Annotated in this window: 15 protein-coding genes and 3 tRNA genes; 9 read left to right on the forward strand and 9 right to left on the reverse strand. The window is 60.3% G+C overall.

From position 1 onward, the window contains the following. From HMPREF2547_RS04330 to HMPREF2547_RS04355, 6 genes are all read left to right on the forward strand, one after another. On the forward strand, nt 1–333 hold the full coding sequence (locus HMPREF2547_RS04330) for a DUF3566 domain-containing protein (protein WP_016421749.1): 333 nt from the start codon (nt 1–3) through the stop codon (nt 331–333). Between the two features lie 203 nt (nt 334–536). Then, nucleotides 537–610, forward strand: a tRNA-Ile gene (locus tag HMPREF2547_RS04335). 31 nt (nt 611–641) lie between these two features. Further along, a tRNA-Ala gene (locus tag HMPREF2547_RS04340) sits at nt 642–714 on the forward strand. Between the two features lie 478 nt (nt 715–1,192). Continuing rightward, entirely contained in the window at nt 1,193–2,845 is a 1,653-nt protein-coding gene (locus tag HMPREF2547_RS04345; RefSeq protein ID WP_049193109.1) for an ABC-F family ATP-binding cassette domain-containing protein, read from the forward strand. Then, entirely contained in the window at nt 2,842–4,086 is a 1,245-nt protein-coding gene (locus tag HMPREF2547_RS04350; protein WP_049193110.1) for an MFS transporter, read from the forward strand. Before HMPREF2547_RS04345 ends, HMPREF2547_RS04350 begins: the two co-directional genes overlap by 4 nt. Beyond that, nucleotides 4,083–5,069: an IS481 family transposase gene (locus HMPREF2547_RS04355; protein ID WP_049193111.1), complete on the forward strand. Its 987-nt coding sequence runs from the start codon at nt 4,083–4,085 to the stop codon at nt 5,067–5,069. The genes HMPREF2547_RS04350 and HMPREF2547_RS04355 overlap by 4 nt, the downstream gene beginning before the upstream one ends. 8 nt (nt 5,070–5,077) lie before the next feature. On the opposite strand, the gene HMPREF2547_RS04360 is transcribed toward HMPREF2547_RS04355, so the two are convergent. Continuing rightward, entirely contained in the window at nt 5,078–5,971 is an 894-nt protein-coding gene (locus tag HMPREF2547_RS04360) for a hypothetical protein (RefSeq protein WP_049193113.1), read from the reverse strand. 304 nt (nt 5,972–6,275) lie between these two features. Here HMPREF2547_RS04360 and HMPREF2547_RS04365 point away from each other — a divergent pair, with 304 nt between their 5' ends. Continuing rightward, nucleotides 6,276–6,812, forward strand: a complete 537-nt coding sequence (locus tag HMPREF2547_RS04365) for a peptidylprolyl isomerase (protein ID WP_369707163.1) — start codon at nt 6,276–6,278, stop codon at nt 6,810–6,812. Between the two features lie 695 nt (nt 6,813–7,507). Here HMPREF2547_RS04365 and crgA read toward each other — a convergent pair. Continuing rightward, nucleotides 7,508–7,777, reverse strand: coding sequence for a cell division protein CrgA (gene crgA, locus HMPREF2547_RS04370; RefSeq protein WP_005511903.1), 270 nt, complete (start codon nt 7,775–7,777; stop codon nt 7,508–7,510). Nucleotides 7,778–7,912: 135 nt separating this feature from the next. Here crgA and HMPREF2547_RS04375 point away from each other — a divergent pair, with 135 nt between their 5' ends. Then, a complete protein-coding gene (locus tag HMPREF2547_RS04375) occupies nt 7,913–8,584 on the forward strand; it encodes an aminodeoxychorismate/anthranilate synthase component II (protein ID WP_070604841.1) in 672 nt (223 codons plus the stop codon). Between the two features lie 3 nt (nt 8,585–8,587). Here the strand turns inward: HMPREF2547_RS04375 and pknB are convergent, their stop codons facing one another. From pknB to HMPREF2547_RS04410, 7 genes are all read right to left on the reverse strand, one after another. Then, on the reverse strand, nt 8,588–10,645 hold the full coding sequence (pknB, locus tag HMPREF2547_RS04380) for a Stk1 family PASTA domain-containing Ser/Thr kinase (RefSeq protein WP_070566452.1): 2,058 nt from the start codon (nt 10,643–10,645) through the stop codon (nt 8,588–8,590). Between the two features lie 53 nt (nt 10,646–10,698). Beyond that, nucleotides 10,699–12,183: a serine/threonine-protein kinase gene (locus HMPREF2547_RS04385; protein WP_070604844.1), complete on the reverse strand. Its 1,485-nt coding sequence runs from the start codon at nt 12,181–12,183 to the stop codon at nt 10,699–10,701. Between the two features lie 2 nt (nt 12,184–12,185). Further along, nucleotides 12,186–13,622: a penicillin-binding transpeptidase domain-containing protein gene (locus HMPREF2547_RS04390; protein ID WP_016421755.1), complete on the reverse strand. Its 1,437-nt coding sequence runs from the start codon at nt 13,620–13,622 to the stop codon at nt 12,186–12,188. Beyond that, entirely contained in the window at nt 13,623–14,984 is a 1,362-nt protein-coding gene (locus tag HMPREF2547_RS04395) for an FtsW/RodA/SpoVE family cell cycle protein (RefSeq protein ID WP_016421756.1), read from the reverse strand. After that, the gene (locus HMPREF2547_RS04400; protein WP_070604847.1) at nt 14,981–16,315 is read right to left on the reverse strand and encodes a PP2C family protein-serine/threonine phosphatase; all 1,335 of its coding nucleotides are present in this window, start codon (nt 16,313–16,315) and stop codon (nt 14,981–14,983) included. The genes HMPREF2547_RS04395 and HMPREF2547_RS04400 overlap by 4 nt, the downstream gene beginning before the upstream one ends. Next, nucleotides 16,312–16,773, reverse strand: a complete 462-nt coding sequence (locus HMPREF2547_RS04405; protein WP_016421758.1) for an FHA domain-containing protein FhaB/FipA — start codon at nt 16,771–16,773, stop codon at nt 16,312–16,314. The genes HMPREF2547_RS04400 and HMPREF2547_RS04405 overlap by 4 nt, the downstream gene beginning before the upstream one ends. Nucleotides 16,774–16,922: 149 nt before the next feature. Next, a complete protein-coding gene (locus HMPREF2547_RS04410) occupies nt 16,923–17,822 on the reverse strand; it encodes a DUF3662 and FHA domain-containing protein (protein ID WP_070604850.1) in 900 nt (299 codons plus the stop codon). 265 nt (nt 17,823–18,087) lie between these two features. On the opposite strand from HMPREF2547_RS04410, the gene HMPREF2547_RS04415 reads away from it, so the two are divergent. Continuing rightward, a tRNA-Leu gene (locus HMPREF2547_RS04415) sits at nt 18,088–18,171 on the forward strand. Nucleotides 18,172–18,280 lie beyond the last annotated feature (109 nt).

An 18,280-nucleotide genomic window follows, 5' to 3' on the forward strand; every position in this document is an offset into this window, starting at 1 on the left:
ATGGCCGAAACTAACTTGGTAGTCGACAAGGTGAGCCCCTGGTCCGCCATGCGCATTACGGCGGCCACTGGTTTCATTTGCTTCCTCGTCTGGCTTGCCGCGGTTGGCCTGCTCTACCTCTTGCTCTCCGGGATGGGATTGCTCGCTCCGATTAGTGAAATGGTCGGCGGGGAGGATTCCATCAGCGCGGGTCTCGTCCTTGGCCTGGCGGCCGCTGTAGGAGCGCTGTGGTGGGTGCTGTCGATTGGGCTCATGGCTCTCGGCGCGGTCATCTACAACGCTTGCGGCGGTCTCGTCGGAGGTCTCAAAATTTCGCTTGCCGACGACGACTAGGCTGCCTAGCCTCCCGCTGGCCCCGGTGTCACCCCCGTTCGGTGGCTCCGGGGTCGCGTTGGTTCAGAGGTGTTTTCAGTGATCTGGTTATGGAGTAGCCGTAATGACTACTTAATGACTACTTTTTAACTCAATATTTAGGCCTCTGACCAGGCGATTTGTGAAGTGTCATGGTTACGGGTTAAGTTATATCTCGTTCCACGGGGCCTATAGCTCAGGCGGTTAGAGCACTTCGCTGATAACGAAGGGGTCGGAGGTTCAAGTCCTCCTAGGCCCACTGCCGAACAAGGTATAATTGCTCGGTGTACGGGGCTTTAGCTCAATTGGTAGAGCACCTGCTTTGCAAGCAGGAGGTCAGGGGTTCGATTCCCCTAAGCTCCACAAGGAACAAAATCCCCCGGTCGTAAGGCCGGGGGATTTTTGCGTTTTGGGGATGTAGAAGGGGAGGGGGCAAGAACGCCGAGTTACTGACTGCGTTTATGACAAAAATGGCGTGAAAAATGGCTTGAAACTGTCATAAACTTGCACAGTTTCACATTTGCAGCCCGTCTTTCTGAAGTTGTCAGGTTTGCTGCTTAACCAAAAACGCCCGACCGCCTGCGCATCAACTGCACAGAACAATCGGGCGTGAAAAGGCTTTTGGCTATCTAGCTGTACTGACCGGGGACGTTAGTTGACTTGCGTGGCATCGCCCGGGCTCTGTATCCTCGGCCGCATGTACTCAGGCATCGCCTCGATGAAGCTGCGTTCCGTCCGCTGACGGCGGCGGGACCCCTTATGACCTCTCGTCTGCCGTCCTGGCCATCTGCCGGGCGGCCGCTTCGTGGTGCCCGGCTCCATGACGAGCTGAAAGTACGCAATGCCAACCACAGAACCTTTACGATCATGTGCCTGGATCGGGACATCCCAAGGGCCCGCTGCACACATCCGCGCTGAATCACTCCACCTGACACTCGGCGACAGGCCGCTGCTGAGTGGGACTGACGTCACCGTCTCCACCGGGTCGCGACTGGCGATCGTCGGCGACAACGGCCGGGGCAAGACCACCTTGCTCCATATACTGGCGGGGATCTTGAAACCCGACTCGGGAGTGGTGACCCGGGTGGGTTCCCTCGTCCTGGTCAAGCAGGACATGGCCACCGAGGGCGATCGCACGGTCGGTGACCTCATTGCCGAGGCGACCGCCCCATCCAGGGCCGCTCTGCAGGCCCTCGACGTGGCTACCGCGGCGCTGGCCGCGGGCGATGACGCGGCCGACGCTTATTCCGCCGCACTCGAGGCGGCCACGCGGCTGGACGCCTGGGATGCAGACCGCCGTGTTGACATCGCCCTGGCGGGCCTGAACGCCTGTAGCGACCGCGATCGGGTCCTGTCGACCTTGTCGGTCGGCCAGCGGTACCGGGTACGGCTGGCGGTCGCCCTCGGATCGACCCCTGACCTGTTGCTGCTGGACGAGCCCACCAACCACCTGGACGCTGCAGGGCTGTCCTTCCTGACTGAGCGCCTGCGGGACCACCCCGGTGGCCTGGCCTTAGTCAGCCACGACCGCGCCCTGCTGCGCGACGTGGCGACCAGCTTCCTGGACCTCGACCCGACCCGCGATGGCCTTCCGCGCACCTACGCGGGCGGTTACGAGGGCTGGATCGAAGGGCGGCAACGAGAACGGGCCGCCTGGGAGCAAGACCATGCCGCCCAGGTCGCCCGGCATCAGGAACTGACCCGCGCCGCCGCCGACGCACGCTCCCGCCTGTCCCAGGGTGGATGGAGACCTGAAAAGGGCACAGGCAAGCACCAACGTGCCACACGCGCTGCTGGAGTGGTCCAAGCCTTCAACCGACGTATCGAAGACCTGAAAAGTCATGAAATCGGCGTCCCGGCGCCGCCACTGCGTCTTGCGTGGCCCGCCTCGGCAACCCGTGCCGGACAGAGCATCATGAACGCCACCCAGGTTACTGTGAAGGGCCGATTGGACGCTCCGGTTTCGGTCGACGTGAACGGCGGTGACCGGTTGGTGGTCACCGGACCGAACGGCGCGGGAAAATCCACCCTGTTGGCACTTCTCGCAGGGCGGCTGGCCCCCACCACGGGACATGTGCGAGTTAATCCGAGAGCGCGCATCGCTCTGCTGTCCCAAGAGGTCCCCGACTGGGACCGCTCCAGCCCCGCACACGAGGTCTATGAGGCCTACCTGGCGAAGCTAGGCCGTCGAGCTCAGGCGCCGTCCCTCGGCTCGCTCGGGCTGCTCGAAGCCTCCGCAACCGGCACGCCGGTGGGGCGCTTGTCGCAAGGACAGCAACGCCGTCTCCACCTGGCCATGTGTCTGGCCCAGGATCCAGACCTGCTGCTCCTGGACGAGCCCACCAACCATCTGTCATCGAGCCTCGTCGACGACATCACCACCGAGCTGCTGCAGACCTCCTGCGCGGTGATCGTTGCCACGCATGACCGTCAGATGCTCCACGACCTGGCCGACTGGCCCCACCTGAACCTTGACCTGAAGGACATGCCATGAACCCGCTTCACCCCTTGACCATCCCCACGTACCGTCAGCTGTTCGCAGCGATGGTGCTGACCATCTTCGCCCAGGGTGCCTGGGCCCTCTACCTTGCCATGCAGACCCTCGACCTGGGCGCCACGCCAGCCGCCCTGTCGGGTGTCGTAGTCTGGAGCGGCATTGGCCTGCTTGCAGGATCCCTCCCAGCTGGCGTAATCGCAGACCGGTTCCCCAATAAGTCCGTCATCGTGAGCGTGCTCACCCTGAACCTCACCATCGCGACCGCGACGTCCACGGCAGCAATCCTCGACATTGTCACCTTCTGGATGCTCGCGGTCTCCGCGTTCATCATTGGCACTTCAACCGCATTCTTCTTCCCCGCCTACACGGCGCTGGTGCCAGTCCTGGTGGACGGCGACGACTTAATGGCCGTCAACGGCCTCGAAGGCGCCGCCCGCCCGTTGGTCGGACAGGCAATTGCGCCCGCCGCCGTCGGAGCGGTCATCGGTGCCAGCATGCCCGCCGCGGGCGGGTACCTCATCGCCGGCGCGCTCGGACTCGCCCTGATCGCCGCCCTGCGGCTTCCTGCCCCTTGCTCAGCCGAGACCGACGCCGAAGCTCCGGCCACCTCTGCGCTGCGGGACCTGCTCGACGGGTTCGGCTACGTCGCCCGCACGCGCTGGGTTCGCTCCAGCGTGCTGTTGGCGGCCGCCATGGGCCTGGCCGTGACCGGTCCGCTGGAAGTTCTCCTGCCCGCGGTCATACGCTCGACCCATGACAACGGTCCGGCTGTGTACGGAGTCGTCCTCGGAGTTCTGGGCGTCGGCGGCCTGGTGGGTTCCCTCGTCGCCGGCTCATGGCCCACCCCCTCACACTTCCTGCCCGTAATGGTCGGCGCATGGGTACTCGGCTGCCTTCCACTGGCCATCCCCGCACTCACCAACAATCCGTGGATCATCAGCGCCGGACTGGCGGTCTACGGTGCGTCGATCGGAGTCGGGATGGTCATCTGGGGCACGGTCCTGCAGGAACACGTACCGCTGGAGATGCTCGGCCGAGTCGCCAGCCTCGACTTCTTCATCTCCATCGCCTTCATGCCACTGTCCATCGCACTCACCGGACTCCTCAGCCGACACATCGCCGCTGCCAGCTTGTTCATCGCCGCCGGACTCGTGCCGCTCGCCACGACGATCCTCCTTGCAGTCCTGGGGCAACTCCGAACGCCGCGGACGACGCCCGTCGCAGCAGGTGAGGAGTGATGCACGCCAACGCCACCCTGACACCTCGCCACCGGCTCAAGGTGGCCCAGCTCGTCGTCGACGACGGTTGGCCCATCAGCGAAGTCGCCGCCCGCTTCCAGGTCTCCTGGCCGACCGTGAAGAGGTGGGTCGACCGCTATCGCGCCGGCGAGTCGATGCAGGATCGCTCGTCCCGGCCGAAGACCTCACCGAACAAGACGGACAAGGCGACGACGAAGCGGTGCGTCAGCCTGCGGATACGGCTGCGTGAGGGCCCCGTGCAGCTCGCCGCCCGACTCGGCATCGCGCCCTCGACCGTCCACCGCATCTTGGCCGGTGCCCGACTGAACCGGCTCTCCTACATGGACCGCGAGACTGGCGAACCGATCCGCCGGTACGAACACCCCCACCCCGGCTCCCTGGTCCACGTGGACGTGAAGAAGCTCGGGAACATCCCCGACGGCGGCGGCTGGCGCTACGTCGGCCGCCGCCAGGGCGACCACAACCGAACGGCGACACCGGGTAAGCCGAAGAGCAAGTGGCACAACCCCAGGCTCGGGTACGCGTTCGTGCACACCGTCATTGACGACCACTCCCGCGTCGCGTACACCGAGGTCCACGACGACGAGACCGCCGTCACCGCGGTCGGGGTCCTGCATCGGGCTGTGGCGTGGTTTGCCGATCGCGGCGTCGCCGTGGAGCGGGTGCTGTCCGACAACGGTGGCGCCTATCGCTCGCACCTGTGGCGGGACACCTGCGAGGCCCTCTCGATCACCCCGAAGCGGACGCGTCCGTACCGGCCGCAGACCAACGGCAAGGTAGAGCGCTTCCACCGGACCATGGCCGACGGGTGGGCCTACGCCCGCTGCTACACCAGCGAGCAAGAACGACGCGACGCCCTGCCGGATTGGCTGCACCAGTACAACCAGCACCGCCCGCACACGGCCTGCGACAACCAGCCGCCGTTCTCACGATTGATCAACGTCCCCGAGCAGTACATCTAGCCGCCTATTTACTTCTTGCGAGCCTGACCCGGCTTCGGAGCCGGCTTGGACGGCTTGGAAGAGATCTTCTTAGCGTCGTCAGCGTTCTTCTTCTCGGTCTTGACCTCGTCGACCTTGATTTGAGCCTGCTTGGAAGCCTCTGCGGCCTTCTCCTCAGTGGTCTCCTTGGCCTCAGCAGCCTTGTCCTTGGCCTCGTCGGCCTTGTCGGCTGCCTTGCCCTTTACCTCTTCAGCCTTTTCCTTAGCCTCGGAAGCCTTCTCTTCAACGGTCTCCTTGACCTCTGCGGCCTTCTCTTCGACCTTGTGCTTAACTTCCTGGGCCTTCTGCTGGTACGGAGCTGGGTCAACCGGGAGCTTGTCGTCCTTGCGCAGCTTCCAAACAATGACACCGACGATTGCTGCAACAACAGCGAAGACCAGGGAAGCGGTTGCGATGCGACCGTTCTTGGCGCGCTGCTCTTCCTTACCGGTTACCTTGTCGATAGCCTTCTGGGTACGCACCTCGAGGTCCTTGCGAGCCTTCTTGGCCTTCTTTTCAGCCTTCTTAGCCTCGCAGCGAGCCTTGCAACGGGTCTTCTTGCCCTTGCGCTTAGCGTCCTTCTCGGCCTGCTTCGCAGCCTTCTTAGCCTGCTTCTTGGTCTCCTTGGACTTCGTCTCAACCTTGCCGGTCAGTTCTTCGGCCTGCTCAGCGAGCTGATCGCGGGCGTCGGAAACCTTTTCCTTAACGTCTTCCGCCCAATTGGTTGCTGCGTCCTTTGCTGCCTCGTTCTGTGCAGCTGCCACCTTCTTAGCCTCCTGCATCGTGTCGTAGAGCTCTGCAGCCTTCTTGTCCCGGTAATCCGAGTAGCTGTCGTAAGCGGACTTCAGTCCCTTGACAGCCAGCGAGATTGCGTTGGGGTTCATGACTCTCCTTTATTAGTGCGTCGCCAACAGGCATCGCCTTTAATTCTCAATCAATGATTAATACTGCTGCGGCGCCAGTGCCTCTGAGACCAAGATGCTTCTAAGTCCAAGAGCTAGGGCCCAGATAGGCCTAGCGCCGAAATATTTGCAGCAGGCTCACATTCCAGCTTAGGCACTATTTGGCCTCCATGGGGGTCAACGAAGAACTCTTTTCCTTATCTTGAGAAACGTTTTCGCTGGTTTCTGCCACGGAGAAACTCACCAGTAGGAGCAATTGGCCACCAAGGTCGGTATCCTAAGGAATGTGACTATTAAGACTGCTACTGCAACTGTGCACACCAACCATGGCGATATCGTGATTGACCTGTTCGGCAACCACGCGCCGAATACCGTCGACAACTTCATCGGCCTGGCAGAAGGCACCAAGGAGTACAAGGGGCAGAACGCCTCTGGCACCGAGTCCGGCCCGTTCTACGATGAGGCCATCTTCCACCGCATCATCGCTGGATTCATGATTCAGGGTGGTGACCCGCTGGGCACCGGCACCGGCGGCCCGGGCTACATGTTCGACGATGAGATCCACCCGGAGCTCCAGTTCGATCGTCCGTACCTGCTCGCTATGGCAAACGCCGGCAAGCGCGGCGGTCGTGGCACCAACGGTTCCCAGTTCTTCATCACCGTTGTTCCGACCCCGCACCTCAATGGCGCTCACACCATCTTCGGTGAGGTCGCTGATGACGCCTCGAAGAAGGTTGTCGACGAGATCGCTCGTGTGGCTACGGATCACTGGGATCGCCCGCTGGAGCCGGTCGTGATTACCTCCATCGACATCGAGAAGTAATCCGCTAGCTTCTACGCTCTTTAACCCGTCCGGTTGTTCCGGGCGGGTTTTTTCATGCCCATTTTCGCTTTACGACGGCCCGTAACTTCAATGTTGTGTTTAGGGGTAGTGGGGGTAGTAGCACATCGTGTTAATTCTCCACATGTCCACAGCCCTGTGGACAAAATACTCCACTGTTCACCTAGGTGAACACGGGCCAAGAAGCACGTTACGGGTCCCAATTTTCACAAATTACAACAATTCACAGTTGTCCACAGACTTGTGCACATGTGTGGATAATTCCATTCTTGTAATTTACGAACCAGCGTTCGAAAGTGGTCGAACTCCGCAGAATATTGGAGTTACGCATAACTTGACTTGCAACTATGTTACTTGTTCACAGAGTTATCCACAGGCTGTGGATACTGTGGACACAGGGGATAGAACCAAAGTTGTCATGCTTTACGGTTTCTGTCACGTAACCCGTGAGAAATTTGGGACGAAATCTCTCCACAGTTATCCACAAATTACATGATTGTTACACAGGTTTCTGTGGATAACTTTTTTGCGTGATCAGTAGGAGGGAAATCCTCATTCGCCGAAAAACGTGTGGGAAACGGGGGTATTGACGGGGGTGAATTGACCTGGGTTTTTAGGCATGAAAAAGGCGCATCCAATAATGGATGCGCCTGAGGAGTGCGGTGTATTAGAGCTGACTAACGCCAACCCATAGTCATCAGCAGACCAACAATGAAAAGACCAAAGCCGATGACGTAGTTCCATGCGTTCAAAGTCACCATGAACGGAATATGCGGACCCGCGATGTAGTTGACCAGCAGCCAGCCCAAACCAATCAGCATGAACCCGAACATCAGCACCTTGTACCACACCGGTGTCTGAGTGCTATTGATTTTGACCGGGGTACGGCTGACAGAGGAGCCACCGGATTGTGGTGAATTAGTGCTTTCAATCTTTGCCTTAGGCATAGCGCTTTAAACTCCTTAGGTTGTGGTCAGCAGGTTGCGATCAGCGCGGTATCTACACTCCCGCGGTATATGCATAATTGTAAACTTTGCATCCGAACTTACCAGTGAAGTTCGCAGGCAGTAGAATTCCCAGTTATGCAGATTCTCGTCGTCGATAACTATGACAGCTTCGTATTCAATCTGGTCCAGTACATAGGCCAGCTCGGCGAAACGGTTACTGTCTGGCGCAATGATGATGCGCGTCTCCGCGATGTTGACGACGTCGTAAAGCAATTTGATGCAATCCTACTGTCGCCCGGTCCCGGTGAGCCGTCCAATGCGGGATGGACAGAGGACATTATTCGCGCGGTGAGCAGGCAGGACGAGCCGACACCGGTGTTGGGTGTGTGCTTGGGTCACCAGGCGATTGGTGAGGTCTTTGGTGCGCAGGTCGTGCGTGCCGACGAGCTGTTGCACGGCAAGACCTCCCCGGTCACTCATGACGGCACGGGTGTTCTGGCCGATGTGCCCAGTCCTTTTATTGCCACGCGCTACCACTCGTTGACGGTGGATCCGAAGACGTTGCCGGAGGAACTCATTGCCCCGGCATTCACCGATTCGGGCATGCTGATGGCGATGCGCCACCGCGACCTGCCGATTCACGGCGTGCAGTACCACCCGGAGTCGGTACTCACCCAGTACGGGCACCGCATGCTGGTCAATTGGCTGCGACTGGCCGGCGGCGAGTACACCGAGGAACTCCTGGCGGAGTTGGAAGAGCAGCAGGCGGTGTACCAGCGCGCCTTCTCAGACGTGCTGGCACACTAGCCGCTAGTTAGGCAGCAGATCCGGCAGCCTTATGGGAGGTTCCGGAGCAGGCCGTTCCTCTGAAGAGCTCTCCGGGGCGACCCCCAGCCGGTAGACGCGTAGGGTGACCTCGCCGTCCTTGTTGAGCTTGGATCCGGCCGACGGGTTGGCTTTCTCCACGTGGTCGACCTTGGACAGATCCAGCGTGGTGACTTCCTCGGTGCGGATAGTTCCCTCGAAGCCGGCATCGGTGAGTGCCTTCTCCGCATCGCGGAGAGTCTGGCCCTCAACTCGTGGCATCTTAATTTGGTTGCCGCGCGAAACGTGCAGCTCGACAGTCGTTCCGACGGTGAGCTCCGTGCCCTTCTGGGGAACCTCAACAACGGTTCCCTGTTCCTCAGTGGAGTCAACCTCCACCACCTCGACAACGAAACCAGCGGACTCGAGGGTCGTGCGGGCGGAATCCAACCTCTGACCAGTGACATCCGGAACAGTCTTGGTCTCGATACCGGAGGAGACAGTCAAAGTTACACGGGTTCCCTTCGACACCTGAGAACCGGCAGCTGGAGACTGCTCGATGACATTGCCGCGCGGAACGTCCTCACTCGGTTCCTCTTGCAGCTTCGGATTGACGACAAGCCCCGCCTCCTCGAGTAGGCGGCGAGCTTCCTCGGCCTGTTTGTCGCGTACATCCGGCACATTGGTCAACTCTGGGCCCGAAGATACGCGCAGCTTGATACGAGATCCCTGCGGCAACCCCGATCCGACGCCCGGTTCGGTGGCAATCACCGTGTCTCGGGGCACATCTGGGTTCGGCTCGTCGACGCGGTTGACCACGAAACCAGCCTGCTCGAGAACCTGCGTCGCCTCATTGACATTTAGGCCCTCGACCTGCGGAATGGCAACGGTCTCGACCTCGGTGGACGAGTTGAAAAGCTGGTAGGCGCCGTAGCCGACACCGCCAAGAGCGACCAGCGCAGCAGCCGCCAGTGCGACAGTCTTTCCTGCGCCACCCTTCTTTTTCTCAGGCTCGTCAGTGTTAGCAATCTGAGCAGGGGCTTCCGGTTGGGCAGCTGCTCTCTCCGGTTCCGGAGCAGGGACAGGGGCCGGGGCCGGAGTTGCCTGCTGTGCAGGGGTCACCCGGGTCTCAGCATCCGATGGAGCTGCCGGAAGGAATTCGGTGGTCTTCGCATCGTCGTCATGCGCGCCGTGGTGCGCCAGCGCCAACGGATCCTCGCCGCGTGCAAGACGACGCAAATCCTGGGCGAAGTCCTCTGCAGAGTCGTAGCGCTCCATCGGATCCTTGGCCATCGCGGTCAGAAGCACCGCGTCGAGGGCCTGAGCCGTGTTTGGGTCGGTGTTGAGCTTCCCCGAAGGCCGCGGCGGCTGGTCCTGAACGTGCTGGTAAGCGACAGAAAGAGGGGTTTCGCCGGTGAACGGCGGGGCGCCCGTGACGGCCTCGAAAAGTACGCAGCCGACAGCGTAGATATCGGAACGGGCGTCGGCGGTCTTACCGCGCGCCTGCTCCGGCGAGAGGTATTGCGCGGTACCCAGCACCGCCGCAGTCTGCGTCATCGTGGTGGAATCACCGAGCGCGCGAGCGATGCCGAAGTCCATCACCTTCACCTTGCCGGTGTTGGTCAGCATGATGTTCGCCGGCTTGATGTCACGGTGAATAATGCCCGCATGGTGGGATGCCGTCAGCGCATCACACACCGATGCCATGATCGATGCGGCTTTCTTCGGGTCGAGCCGCCCCTCACGACGAACAAGATCACGCAGGGTCTCGCCCTGAATCAGCTCCATGACAATGAAAGGCACGCGCCCCATCGGGCTATCCGTCTCGCCGGTGTCGTACACCGACACGATCGACGGGTGATTCAGCAGCGCTGAGTTTTTCGCTTCACGACGGAACCTTGCGAGGAAGTTCTCATCCCTGGCAAGGTCGGCCCTCATCATCTTGACCGCGACAGAGCGACCGAGAACAGTATCTTCAGCGCGGTAGACATCGGACATGCCGCCAACGCCAATGAGCTCGCCGAGCCGATAACGGCCGGAGAGGAGATCGTCATTGCCAGACATTGTTCGTCAGTCCCTTCGGAAGGATTTCCACCAAAACATCTTGTACCTGAATATTACTGTGCATCTGGAGTCCCCAAGGTATTACCGGAGTCATTTCCCAAGGGCAATTGAATACCGGGTAGACCACCGCCACTGGAGTCGTCGCCACTGTTGTCGCCACTGTCGTTGCCCGAATCCTGAGTCGGTTCGGACGTATCCGGAGCGGTCTCGCTGGTGTCCTGCTCAGTGGAGCTGTCAGAGGCACCGTCATTGTTGCCGCCGTAGTTTTCACCAGAGTTGCCGCCGTCGTTATTTCCCCAGTTACCGGAATTGTCGCCCGACCAACCGTAACCAGAACCGTCGTTGGGGTCGGTGTTTTCCTCTGTGGTCTGCTGCTGTGACTGGTTCGGAATGTACTGCTCCAAGTTCGGAATGGTTGGCAGTGAACCGGTAGTCGACAGCGAATAGACGACCGCGATAGCACCGGCCAGCAACACTAGCAGCACCAACAGCACAATGCTGCCGCAGCCACAACCGCAGCCGCTGCGCTTCTTTGCCGGCTTACGCTGTCGGGCGGGTTGCTGCGGTGGCCGCTGCGGTTGCTGCGGTGGCTGCGACACCGGCATGGGCGGTCGCGTCATGGCACCGAGTTCGGTGGTCGCCGGGTTGGCAGCGTTGGATTGACGGTGCACCGTTGGGGTCACACCACGCGGCTGTGGTGGGCGGTGCCCCGCGCGCACTCGCAAAACAGCCTGTGCCAGCTCACGGCCATCGGCATAGCGACGCTGCGGATCCTTGCGCAGCATAATGCCGATAAGTTCGCGGATATGCGGATTGACCGTCGGCGCCAACGCAGGTGGTGCCTCGTTGATGTGTGCCACGGCAACCGCGACGGTGGAGTCGCCCTGGAAGGGCCGGGCGCCGGCCACCATTTCGTAGGCGACACAGCCAAGCGAGTAGATGTCTGTCGCCGGACTCACCTGTTTGCCCTGTGCCTGCTCCGGTGAGACATACTGCGCGGTACCGACGACCATGCCGGTACGCGTCAGAGGCACCGCTTCAGCGGCTTTGGCAATGCCAAAGTCGGTAATCTTCACGGTGCCCTCCGGCGTCACCAGGAGGTTGCCCGGCTTAATGTCGCGGTGGACAAGGTTCGCAGCGTGAATTGCCGACAGGCCGTGTGCAGTCTGCTCTAGCACGTCGAGCATCAGGTGCTCTGGCAGGGTGCGACGTCGCTGCAGCACCTGCGACAGAGATTCGCCACGGATGTACTCCATGACGATGTAACACGCGCCGTGGCTGCCGATGTCGCCTTCCTCGTAGGTGACAATCTTCACCACGTTTGGGCTGTTGACGCTGCGCGCAGCGGCGGCTTCGTTCTGGAAACGCTGCCGGAACTCGTAGTTGTCCGAGTACTCCTGGTTCAGAAGTTTGATTGCAACCAGTTCGCCGCTGGTGGCGTCGTCGGCAAGCCAGACGGTGGACATGCCGCCACGGCCGAGCAGACGGCGAACGTGATATCGGTCGCCAACGATGTCTTGAACTTGGTGGGCATCCATGCTTATCGACCCGCCTGTTCGACCGCGTCAATGAGTGCACGGCCAATCGGGGCAGCAACGGAGGCGCCGGTAGCGCCCTGGCCCTGGCCGCCACCGTTTTCCACGACGACAGCCACGGCGACATCGGAGTCCGGCGCGAAGGCGATGTACCAGACGTGCGGTGCGTACTCGCCGCGGACAGCACCGTGTTCCGCGGTACCGGTCTTGGAGGCAATACGCGAACCGTTACCGCCCGAGTGCGACTCGGAGCCGCGCATCAGCTCAGTTACGGTCTCCGCGACCTCCGGCGAAATCGCCTCGCCGGCTTCAATCGGCTTAAAGGACTTGATTTCGGAGAGGTCGGCACCGCGCACCGATTTGATGATCTGGGGTTCCATGCGCACGCCGCCGTTGGCAATCGTGGCGGCGATGATGGCGTTGTCCAGCGGCGTGAAAGACACGTCGCGCTGACCAATGGAGGTCTGACCCAGCGAGGACTGATCCGGAATATCACCGACAGCGGAGGGCTGAATCGGCAGGCCCGCGTCATCGTGGGTCTCACCGATGCCGAATCGCTTAGCGACGTCCTTGAGCGCATCGGCCCCGTACTGCATACCGAGCTCAGCGAATGCCGTATTACAGGACTGCGCGAAAGCCTGGCGGAGAGTTGTAGTAGCCCCACCACAGGTCGAGCCACCGTAGTTCTCCAACGTAGTGGTGGTATCCGGCAGCGTAATCTGCGGTGCGCCAGTGACCGAGGTGTCCGGGGAAGCGCCTTGCTCCAGTGCCGTGACCGTGGTCAACACCTTGAAAGTGGAACCCGGCGGCAGCGGACGCTGAGTGGCGTGGTTGAGCAGCGGTGCGCCCTCATTGTTATTGAGGGACTGCCAGGTACTCTCGTCGCCGGCGGCGATGTCATTCGGGTTGAACGACGGTGTGGAGGCCATCGCGAGAATTTCACCCGTCGATGGGCGAATGGCGACGGCGGAGCCGACGTAGCCGCGTTCAGCGAGTTGTTGGTACGCAGTCCGCTGAGCGTTCGGCAACAGCGTCAGCTCCGTGGAGGCCCCAGAGGGTTCCTTGCCCGTGACCATGTCGAGGGCGCGGGAGGTAAACAGCGAAGGGTCGCTGCCGTTCAAGATCTCGTTCTGAGAGCGTTCGATACCGGCGGAGCCGTAGATGTCCGACAGGTATCCGACCACCGCGGCATATGCCTCCGGGTCGGTGTCGTAGCTGCGGTCATAGAAGCCGCTCTCGCCCTTGACCGAGTGGGCCAGAATGTCGCCGTCAGTGGTGATTTGGCCGCGAGGTTTGGACTTTTCCTCCAGGAACTGGCGGCTATTCAGCGGATTGTGGGCGTACTTATCCTGCTGGAAGCCCTGGATGTAGGTCAGGTTCGCCAGTAGAAGAACGAAGAGTCCGAGAACGACAACAAAGATTTGGCGAATGGTTTTATTCATCTACTGGTTCACCTCCTGAGATGCGGTGGCATTGTCGTTGAGGCCCGAAGGGTTGCTTGGAATACCCCAGGGGCGGTTGGCCTCGTCAGAGACGCGCAGCACGATGGCCAACATGATGTAGCTGGCCAGCAGTGAGGAACCACCGGCTGACATGAACGGAGTAGTCAGACCGGTCAGCGGCATCAGCTTGGAAACACCGGCTGCAACCACGAACAGCTGAATGGCCATCGAGAATGCGACACCGGCCGCCAGCAGCTTGCCAAAGGAATCACGTACCGCCAAGCTCGCCGAAATACCGCGGGAAATCAGAATCGCGAACAGCAGGATGATGGCACTCAGGCCGGTAAAACCGAGCTCCTCACCAAAGGCCGAGAGGATGAAGTCAGAGTGTGCCACCGGAATGTTCTGTGGGTAGCCCTGGCCCAGACCGGTGCCACCGATGCCACCCCAGCTCATGCCGAACAGACCCTGGGAGAGCTGGTAGCCACCCTCGTCGTAGGAGCCCAACGGATCCAGGAAATGCGTGACTCGCGCCTGAATCTTGTCCGAAACCATGTAGACACCGACAACGCCGACGGTCACCAGCACCATGCCGATGATCAGCCAGGAACCACGACCGGTGGCAGCGTAGAGCATTGCCAGCACAGTGCCGAAGAGCACCAGCGCCGGGCCAAAGTCATTCTGCAGAGCCATGATGACGGTAGCGATGCCCCAGATCAGCAGAATCGGACCCAGGTCGCGAACACGCGGGAAATCAATGCCCAGGAAACGCTTGCCCGCCACATTGAACAGCGAGCGCTTATTCACCAGCAGCTGAGCAAAGAAGATCAGCAGCATGACCTTGGCAAACTCACCCGGCTGCATGGAGAACGGGCCGATGGAAATCCAGATGCGGGCATCAGCATTAATCGACGACGGCCACACCAGCGGTAGCGCCAACAGAATCAAGCCGCCGAGACCCAGCAGATACGAGTACTGCGACAGCGAGTGATGGTTGCGCAGCAGGACGATCACGCCGATAAACAGTGCGACACTGAGTACGGTCCACATGATCTGGTTGCGCACCAACGAGGTGTCATTGGCCAGGTCGAGGCGGTGAATCATCACCAGCCCCAAGGCATTGAGCGTTGCTGCAACCGGCAGCATCACCTGATCGGCGTTGGGCGCCACAAAGGTCAGCGCGATATGCGCCACTGCAAAGATCACAAAGAATCCGCCAATGATGTAAAAGACATCTGCGGTCAGAGAGTTGCCCTGAGCCAGTTCCAGTGAAATTAGTGCCAAAAGCAACAATCCTGCCGACAGCAGCAGCAGGAGCATTTCCTTCATCCGAAGCTGTCGCTTCGTGGTAGTTTCACTCATTTTCGCACCTGCCTACAGTTGACTCCTGGCTTCGAGCCCAGCTTTTCATCCTTCTTGTCATCGTCGGAAACGGACAGACATACCGGCAGTGCCGACTCCGCCAAACGGCCAATCTGGTCGCTGACACCGTCGTAGGAATCAGCCGGCAGACCTTCCAGCGAATTGCGTGCCGCCGGTGAGAGATCTTCCGGCGTCATGATGTGGCAGTCGACCTTCTCCTTCGCCGTCCCAGCCGGAGGAAGCTGAACTTTGTTGTCATCGGTCAAACAGATGAACTGATGTGGCTCTTGCAGATCGAAGCCCAGCAAACTGCCGGGCACGCCGTGCATCAGCTGCACCTGCCCGTCGACCACCGCGAGATGGTACATCGACTCCTTCTTCTGCCAGCCCCAAATACCAAGGCCGACCAACCCGGCCACCAGCACCAGCACCACAGAAATAACTAGCCACTTGCCCTTGGAAGCTTTCTTCTCCGGCGCCGAAGTCACTGCAATTTCCTGCGACTTCCGCGGGCGGAGTGCCGCCGCGCGTCCCGCTGACGTATTGGGGCGGGGGAGTTCCTCCTCCGCACTCTGTAGGGCACCGGCCAGGGCGGGCTCGTAAGGCGTGCGTGCCGACGAATCGACAACATCGGCAACCACCACGGTGATGTTATCCGGACCACCGGACTTCAACGCGTAGTCAATGAGCTTGGTAGCGGCCTCGTCCGGAGTGCCCTCCGAGAGCACATCCTTGATGGTGTCCGCGGACACTGGATCGGATAGACCATCCGAGCACAGCAGGTAGCGATCGCCCTCGTGAACATCGCGATAAGACAAAGTAGGCTCCACCGGGCGACCGGTGAGAGCCTTCAAAATCAGTGAGCGCTGAGGGTGAATTGCCGCTTCTTCTTCGGTGAGATTGCCCTCATCCACCAGGGACTGCACATAGGTGTCATCCCGGGTAATGCGGATGAGCTCCCCGTCGCGCAGCAGATAGCCACGCGAGTCACCGACATGGCACATGCCCAGGCGGGTACCGTCGAAAAGCAGAGCAGTCAGCGTAGTGCCCATGCCTTGCGTAGAGGGGTTCTGCTCAATTTCATCCGCGATGGAGTTATTGCCCTCCATGCAGGCGCTGCGCAGGGACTCGAGCAAATCGGGGCCGGGCTGATCATTGTCCAGCCGAGAGACGGCCGCAATCATCAGCTGAGATGCGATTTCTCCGGCGGCGTGGCCACCCATGCCGTCGGCAAGCGCGAGCAGACGCGAACCCGCATAGGCGGAGTCCTCGTTGTTCTGTCGGATGAGGCCGCGGTCAGAGCGGGCCGTGTAATTCAGAGCAAGACTCATGGTTGCAACCTCAAAGTTGTACGGCCAATACGAAATTCCATACCCGAAGCCAGGCGTTCCGGCTGTTCCACGCGCTGGCCATTGAGGAATGTGCCATTGCGGGAGTCCAGGTCTTCCAGGTACCAGATGCCGTCGCGGTTGATGACGCGAGCGTGCTGGCCCGAGGCGAAGTCATCGTTGAGGACGAAGGCATTCGACTCTGAACGGCCAATAGTGATGTCGCGTTGGTTGTTTAGGTTCATGCGCGAACCCGCCAGCGGCCCGGAGGTGACAAGGAGCTGATGTGGAGTCTGCGAGCGCTGGAAACGCTTGGCCGGAGCACTGCTGGCCTGCCGAAGTGGGCGCAGCGGAGCCGAGCCTGTTGTTTCTGTACGCAGGGTGCGAAGCGTCATCCAAATGAAAAACCACAGGACGACCAGCACGCCGATGCGCGAAAGCAGAAAAACGATAGCTTCCACGTCCGAGGAACCTCCTTATGTAGAGCTGGTGGGTCCGCAAACCGAACACACGGACGTAATTATTCCAGGAATGTGTCGGCAAACCTAGGGCAGTGGCATGTGAACCTGGTGAACCTCACTACTTAGCGGATCTGAATCAGCGGATTTAACTAGCGGATCTGAACTTCGAGAACAGAATGTCCCAACGAGATTTCGTCGCCGTCGGCCAGCAGCCAGTTCTCAATGGGTTCGCCATTGACAATGGTGCCGTTGGTCGAATGCAAATCGACGAGCACAGCGTCCTGGCCATCCCACGTGATCTCGGCATGCTGGCGGGAAACACCAGTATCCGGGAGGCGGAAGTCGGAAGCGGTGCCGCGGCCGATGATGTTCGAACCATGGCGCACCTCAAATACGCGCGAGGAGCCGTCCTGCAACAGCAGGGTGACGGTCTTTTCCTGGGACTGGTCTTCACTCACGGCCGCGCTGCTCAGCTCAGTTGCCGCTTCCGGGTCGACCGCGGGGATGGGGCGGGAAGCGGTGGGGAACTGCTCAGCTTCCGGCTGCGGGTGGTAGGCGGCAGAGGTCTCTGCAGCTTGGGGTTCATCATCGCTTTGCGACGGGGCTGCGTCAGTGTTGGCATCATCGGCACTGTCCTCGAATGGGACGAACTCCGAGGTGCCCACGGTGTCCTCGGTGAAAGTGCTGGCCGTCTTCAACTGGCCGGTGTGGAGAGACTCCACTGCCTGCAGGTGGACGCTAATGGAACCGGTGAAGCCCCAGCCGTTGTTACGGCAGTAGCGCGTCATGCGGTCAGCCAACTGATTCGGCAGGTTGGGCTCGGACGCAGAAAGGTTCTTGTAGTCGGCAGCGCTGATGCCAATGCGGAAATCATTGGGTGCCAAGTACTGACCGTTGGCGTCCTGCATCAGGAAGTCTTCAATTTCCTGCTTCAGGCATTCTTCTAACTCATTCGGGACAACCTTGCCGCCGAACACGCGCGCAAAGCTGTTATCGAGCCCGCGCTGAAGCGAGCTATCGAGCTTGCGGATGCGTCCTAGGAAATCCATCTGACTAAAGAAATTCGCCTTCTCCCGCCAAACCGCGGCGGGTTACGTGAAAAAAATGTGCACAAAAATTATCGATACTTAAGCAACAGTATAGAGCCCTACACCTTCAGTTAAGGGCTAGGAACTGCTGAGGTTTATCAAATAGTGACGACGGTTGTGGGGGAAGTTGCTATTGCTAAGTGCTGAAAAGTGCTGAAAAACGCGCGCTGGCCTGGGGATTTGGTGGTGTATTAGCGCGGGGTGTTATAGTTCTATTCGTTCCCACGGGCGAGTGGCGGAATGGCAGACGCGCTGGCTTCAGGTGCCAGTGTCCTTTACGGACGTGGGGGTTCAAGTCCCCCTTCGCCCACAGCGAAGATCCTCGGAAGTGTAAAAGCTTCCGAGGATTTTTTGTTTCTGGGGTTGGGGTTTGGGTTGAAGCAGAGGGTTAAACGACAAAATGTGTGTCTGGCTCGGCG

Source organism: Corynebacterium sp. HMSC055G02 (assembly GCF_001809065.1).
GTDB lineage: Bacteria > Actinomycetota > Actinomycetes > Mycobacteriales > Mycobacteriaceae > Corynebacterium > Corynebacterium jeikeium_D.

Excerpts from the sequence above, each read along its gene's own strand:
- HMPREF2547_RS04330 (WP_016421749.1), top strand. The coding sequence starts at position 1 with ATGGCCGAAACTAACTTGGTAGTCGACAAGGTGAGCCCCTGGTCCGCC.
- HMPREF2547_RS04345 (WP_049193109.1), top strand. The coding sequence starts at position 1,193 with ATGCCAACCACAGAACCTTTACGATCATGTGCCTGGATCGGGACATCC.
- HMPREF2547_RS04350 (WP_049193110.1), top strand. The coding sequence starts at position 2,842 with ATGAACCCGCTTCACCCCTTGACCATCCCCACGTACCGTCAGCTGTTC.
- HMPREF2547_RS04360 (WP_049193113.1), bottom strand. The coding sequence starts at position 5,971 with ATGAACCCCAACGCAATCTCGCTGGCTGTCAAGGGACTGAAGTCCGCT.
- crgA (WP_005511903.1), bottom strand. The coding sequence starts at position 7,777 with ATGCCTAAGGCAAAGATTGAAAGCACTAATTCACCACAATCCGGTGGC.
- HMPREF2547_RS04375 (WP_070604841.1), top strand. The coding sequence starts at position 7,913 with ATGCAGATTCTCGTCGTCGATAACTATGACAGCTTCGTATTCAATCTG.
- pknB (WP_070566452.1), bottom strand. The coding sequence starts at position 10,645 with ATGTCTGGCAATGACGATCTCCTCTCCGGCCGTTATCGGCTCGGCGAG.
- HMPREF2547_RS04385 (WP_070604844.1), bottom strand. The coding sequence starts at position 12,183 with ATGGATGCCCACCAAGTTCAAGACATCGTTGGCGACCGATATCACGTT.
- HMPREF2547_RS04390 (WP_016421755.1), bottom strand. The coding sequence starts at position 13,622 with ATGAATAAAACCATTCGCCAAATCTTTGTTGTCGTTCTCGGACTCTTC.
- HMPREF2547_RS04395 (WP_016421756.1), bottom strand. The coding sequence starts at position 14,984 with ATGAGTGAAACTACCACGAAGCGACAGCTTCGGATGAAGGAAATGCTC.
- HMPREF2547_RS04400 (WP_070604847.1), bottom strand. The coding sequence starts at position 16,315 with ATGAGTCTTGCTCTGAATTACACGGCCCGCTCTGACCGCGGCCTCATC.
- HMPREF2547_RS04410 (WP_070604850.1), bottom strand. The coding sequence starts at position 17,822 with ATGGATTTCCTAGGACGCATCCGCAAGCTCGATAGCTCGCTTCAGCGC.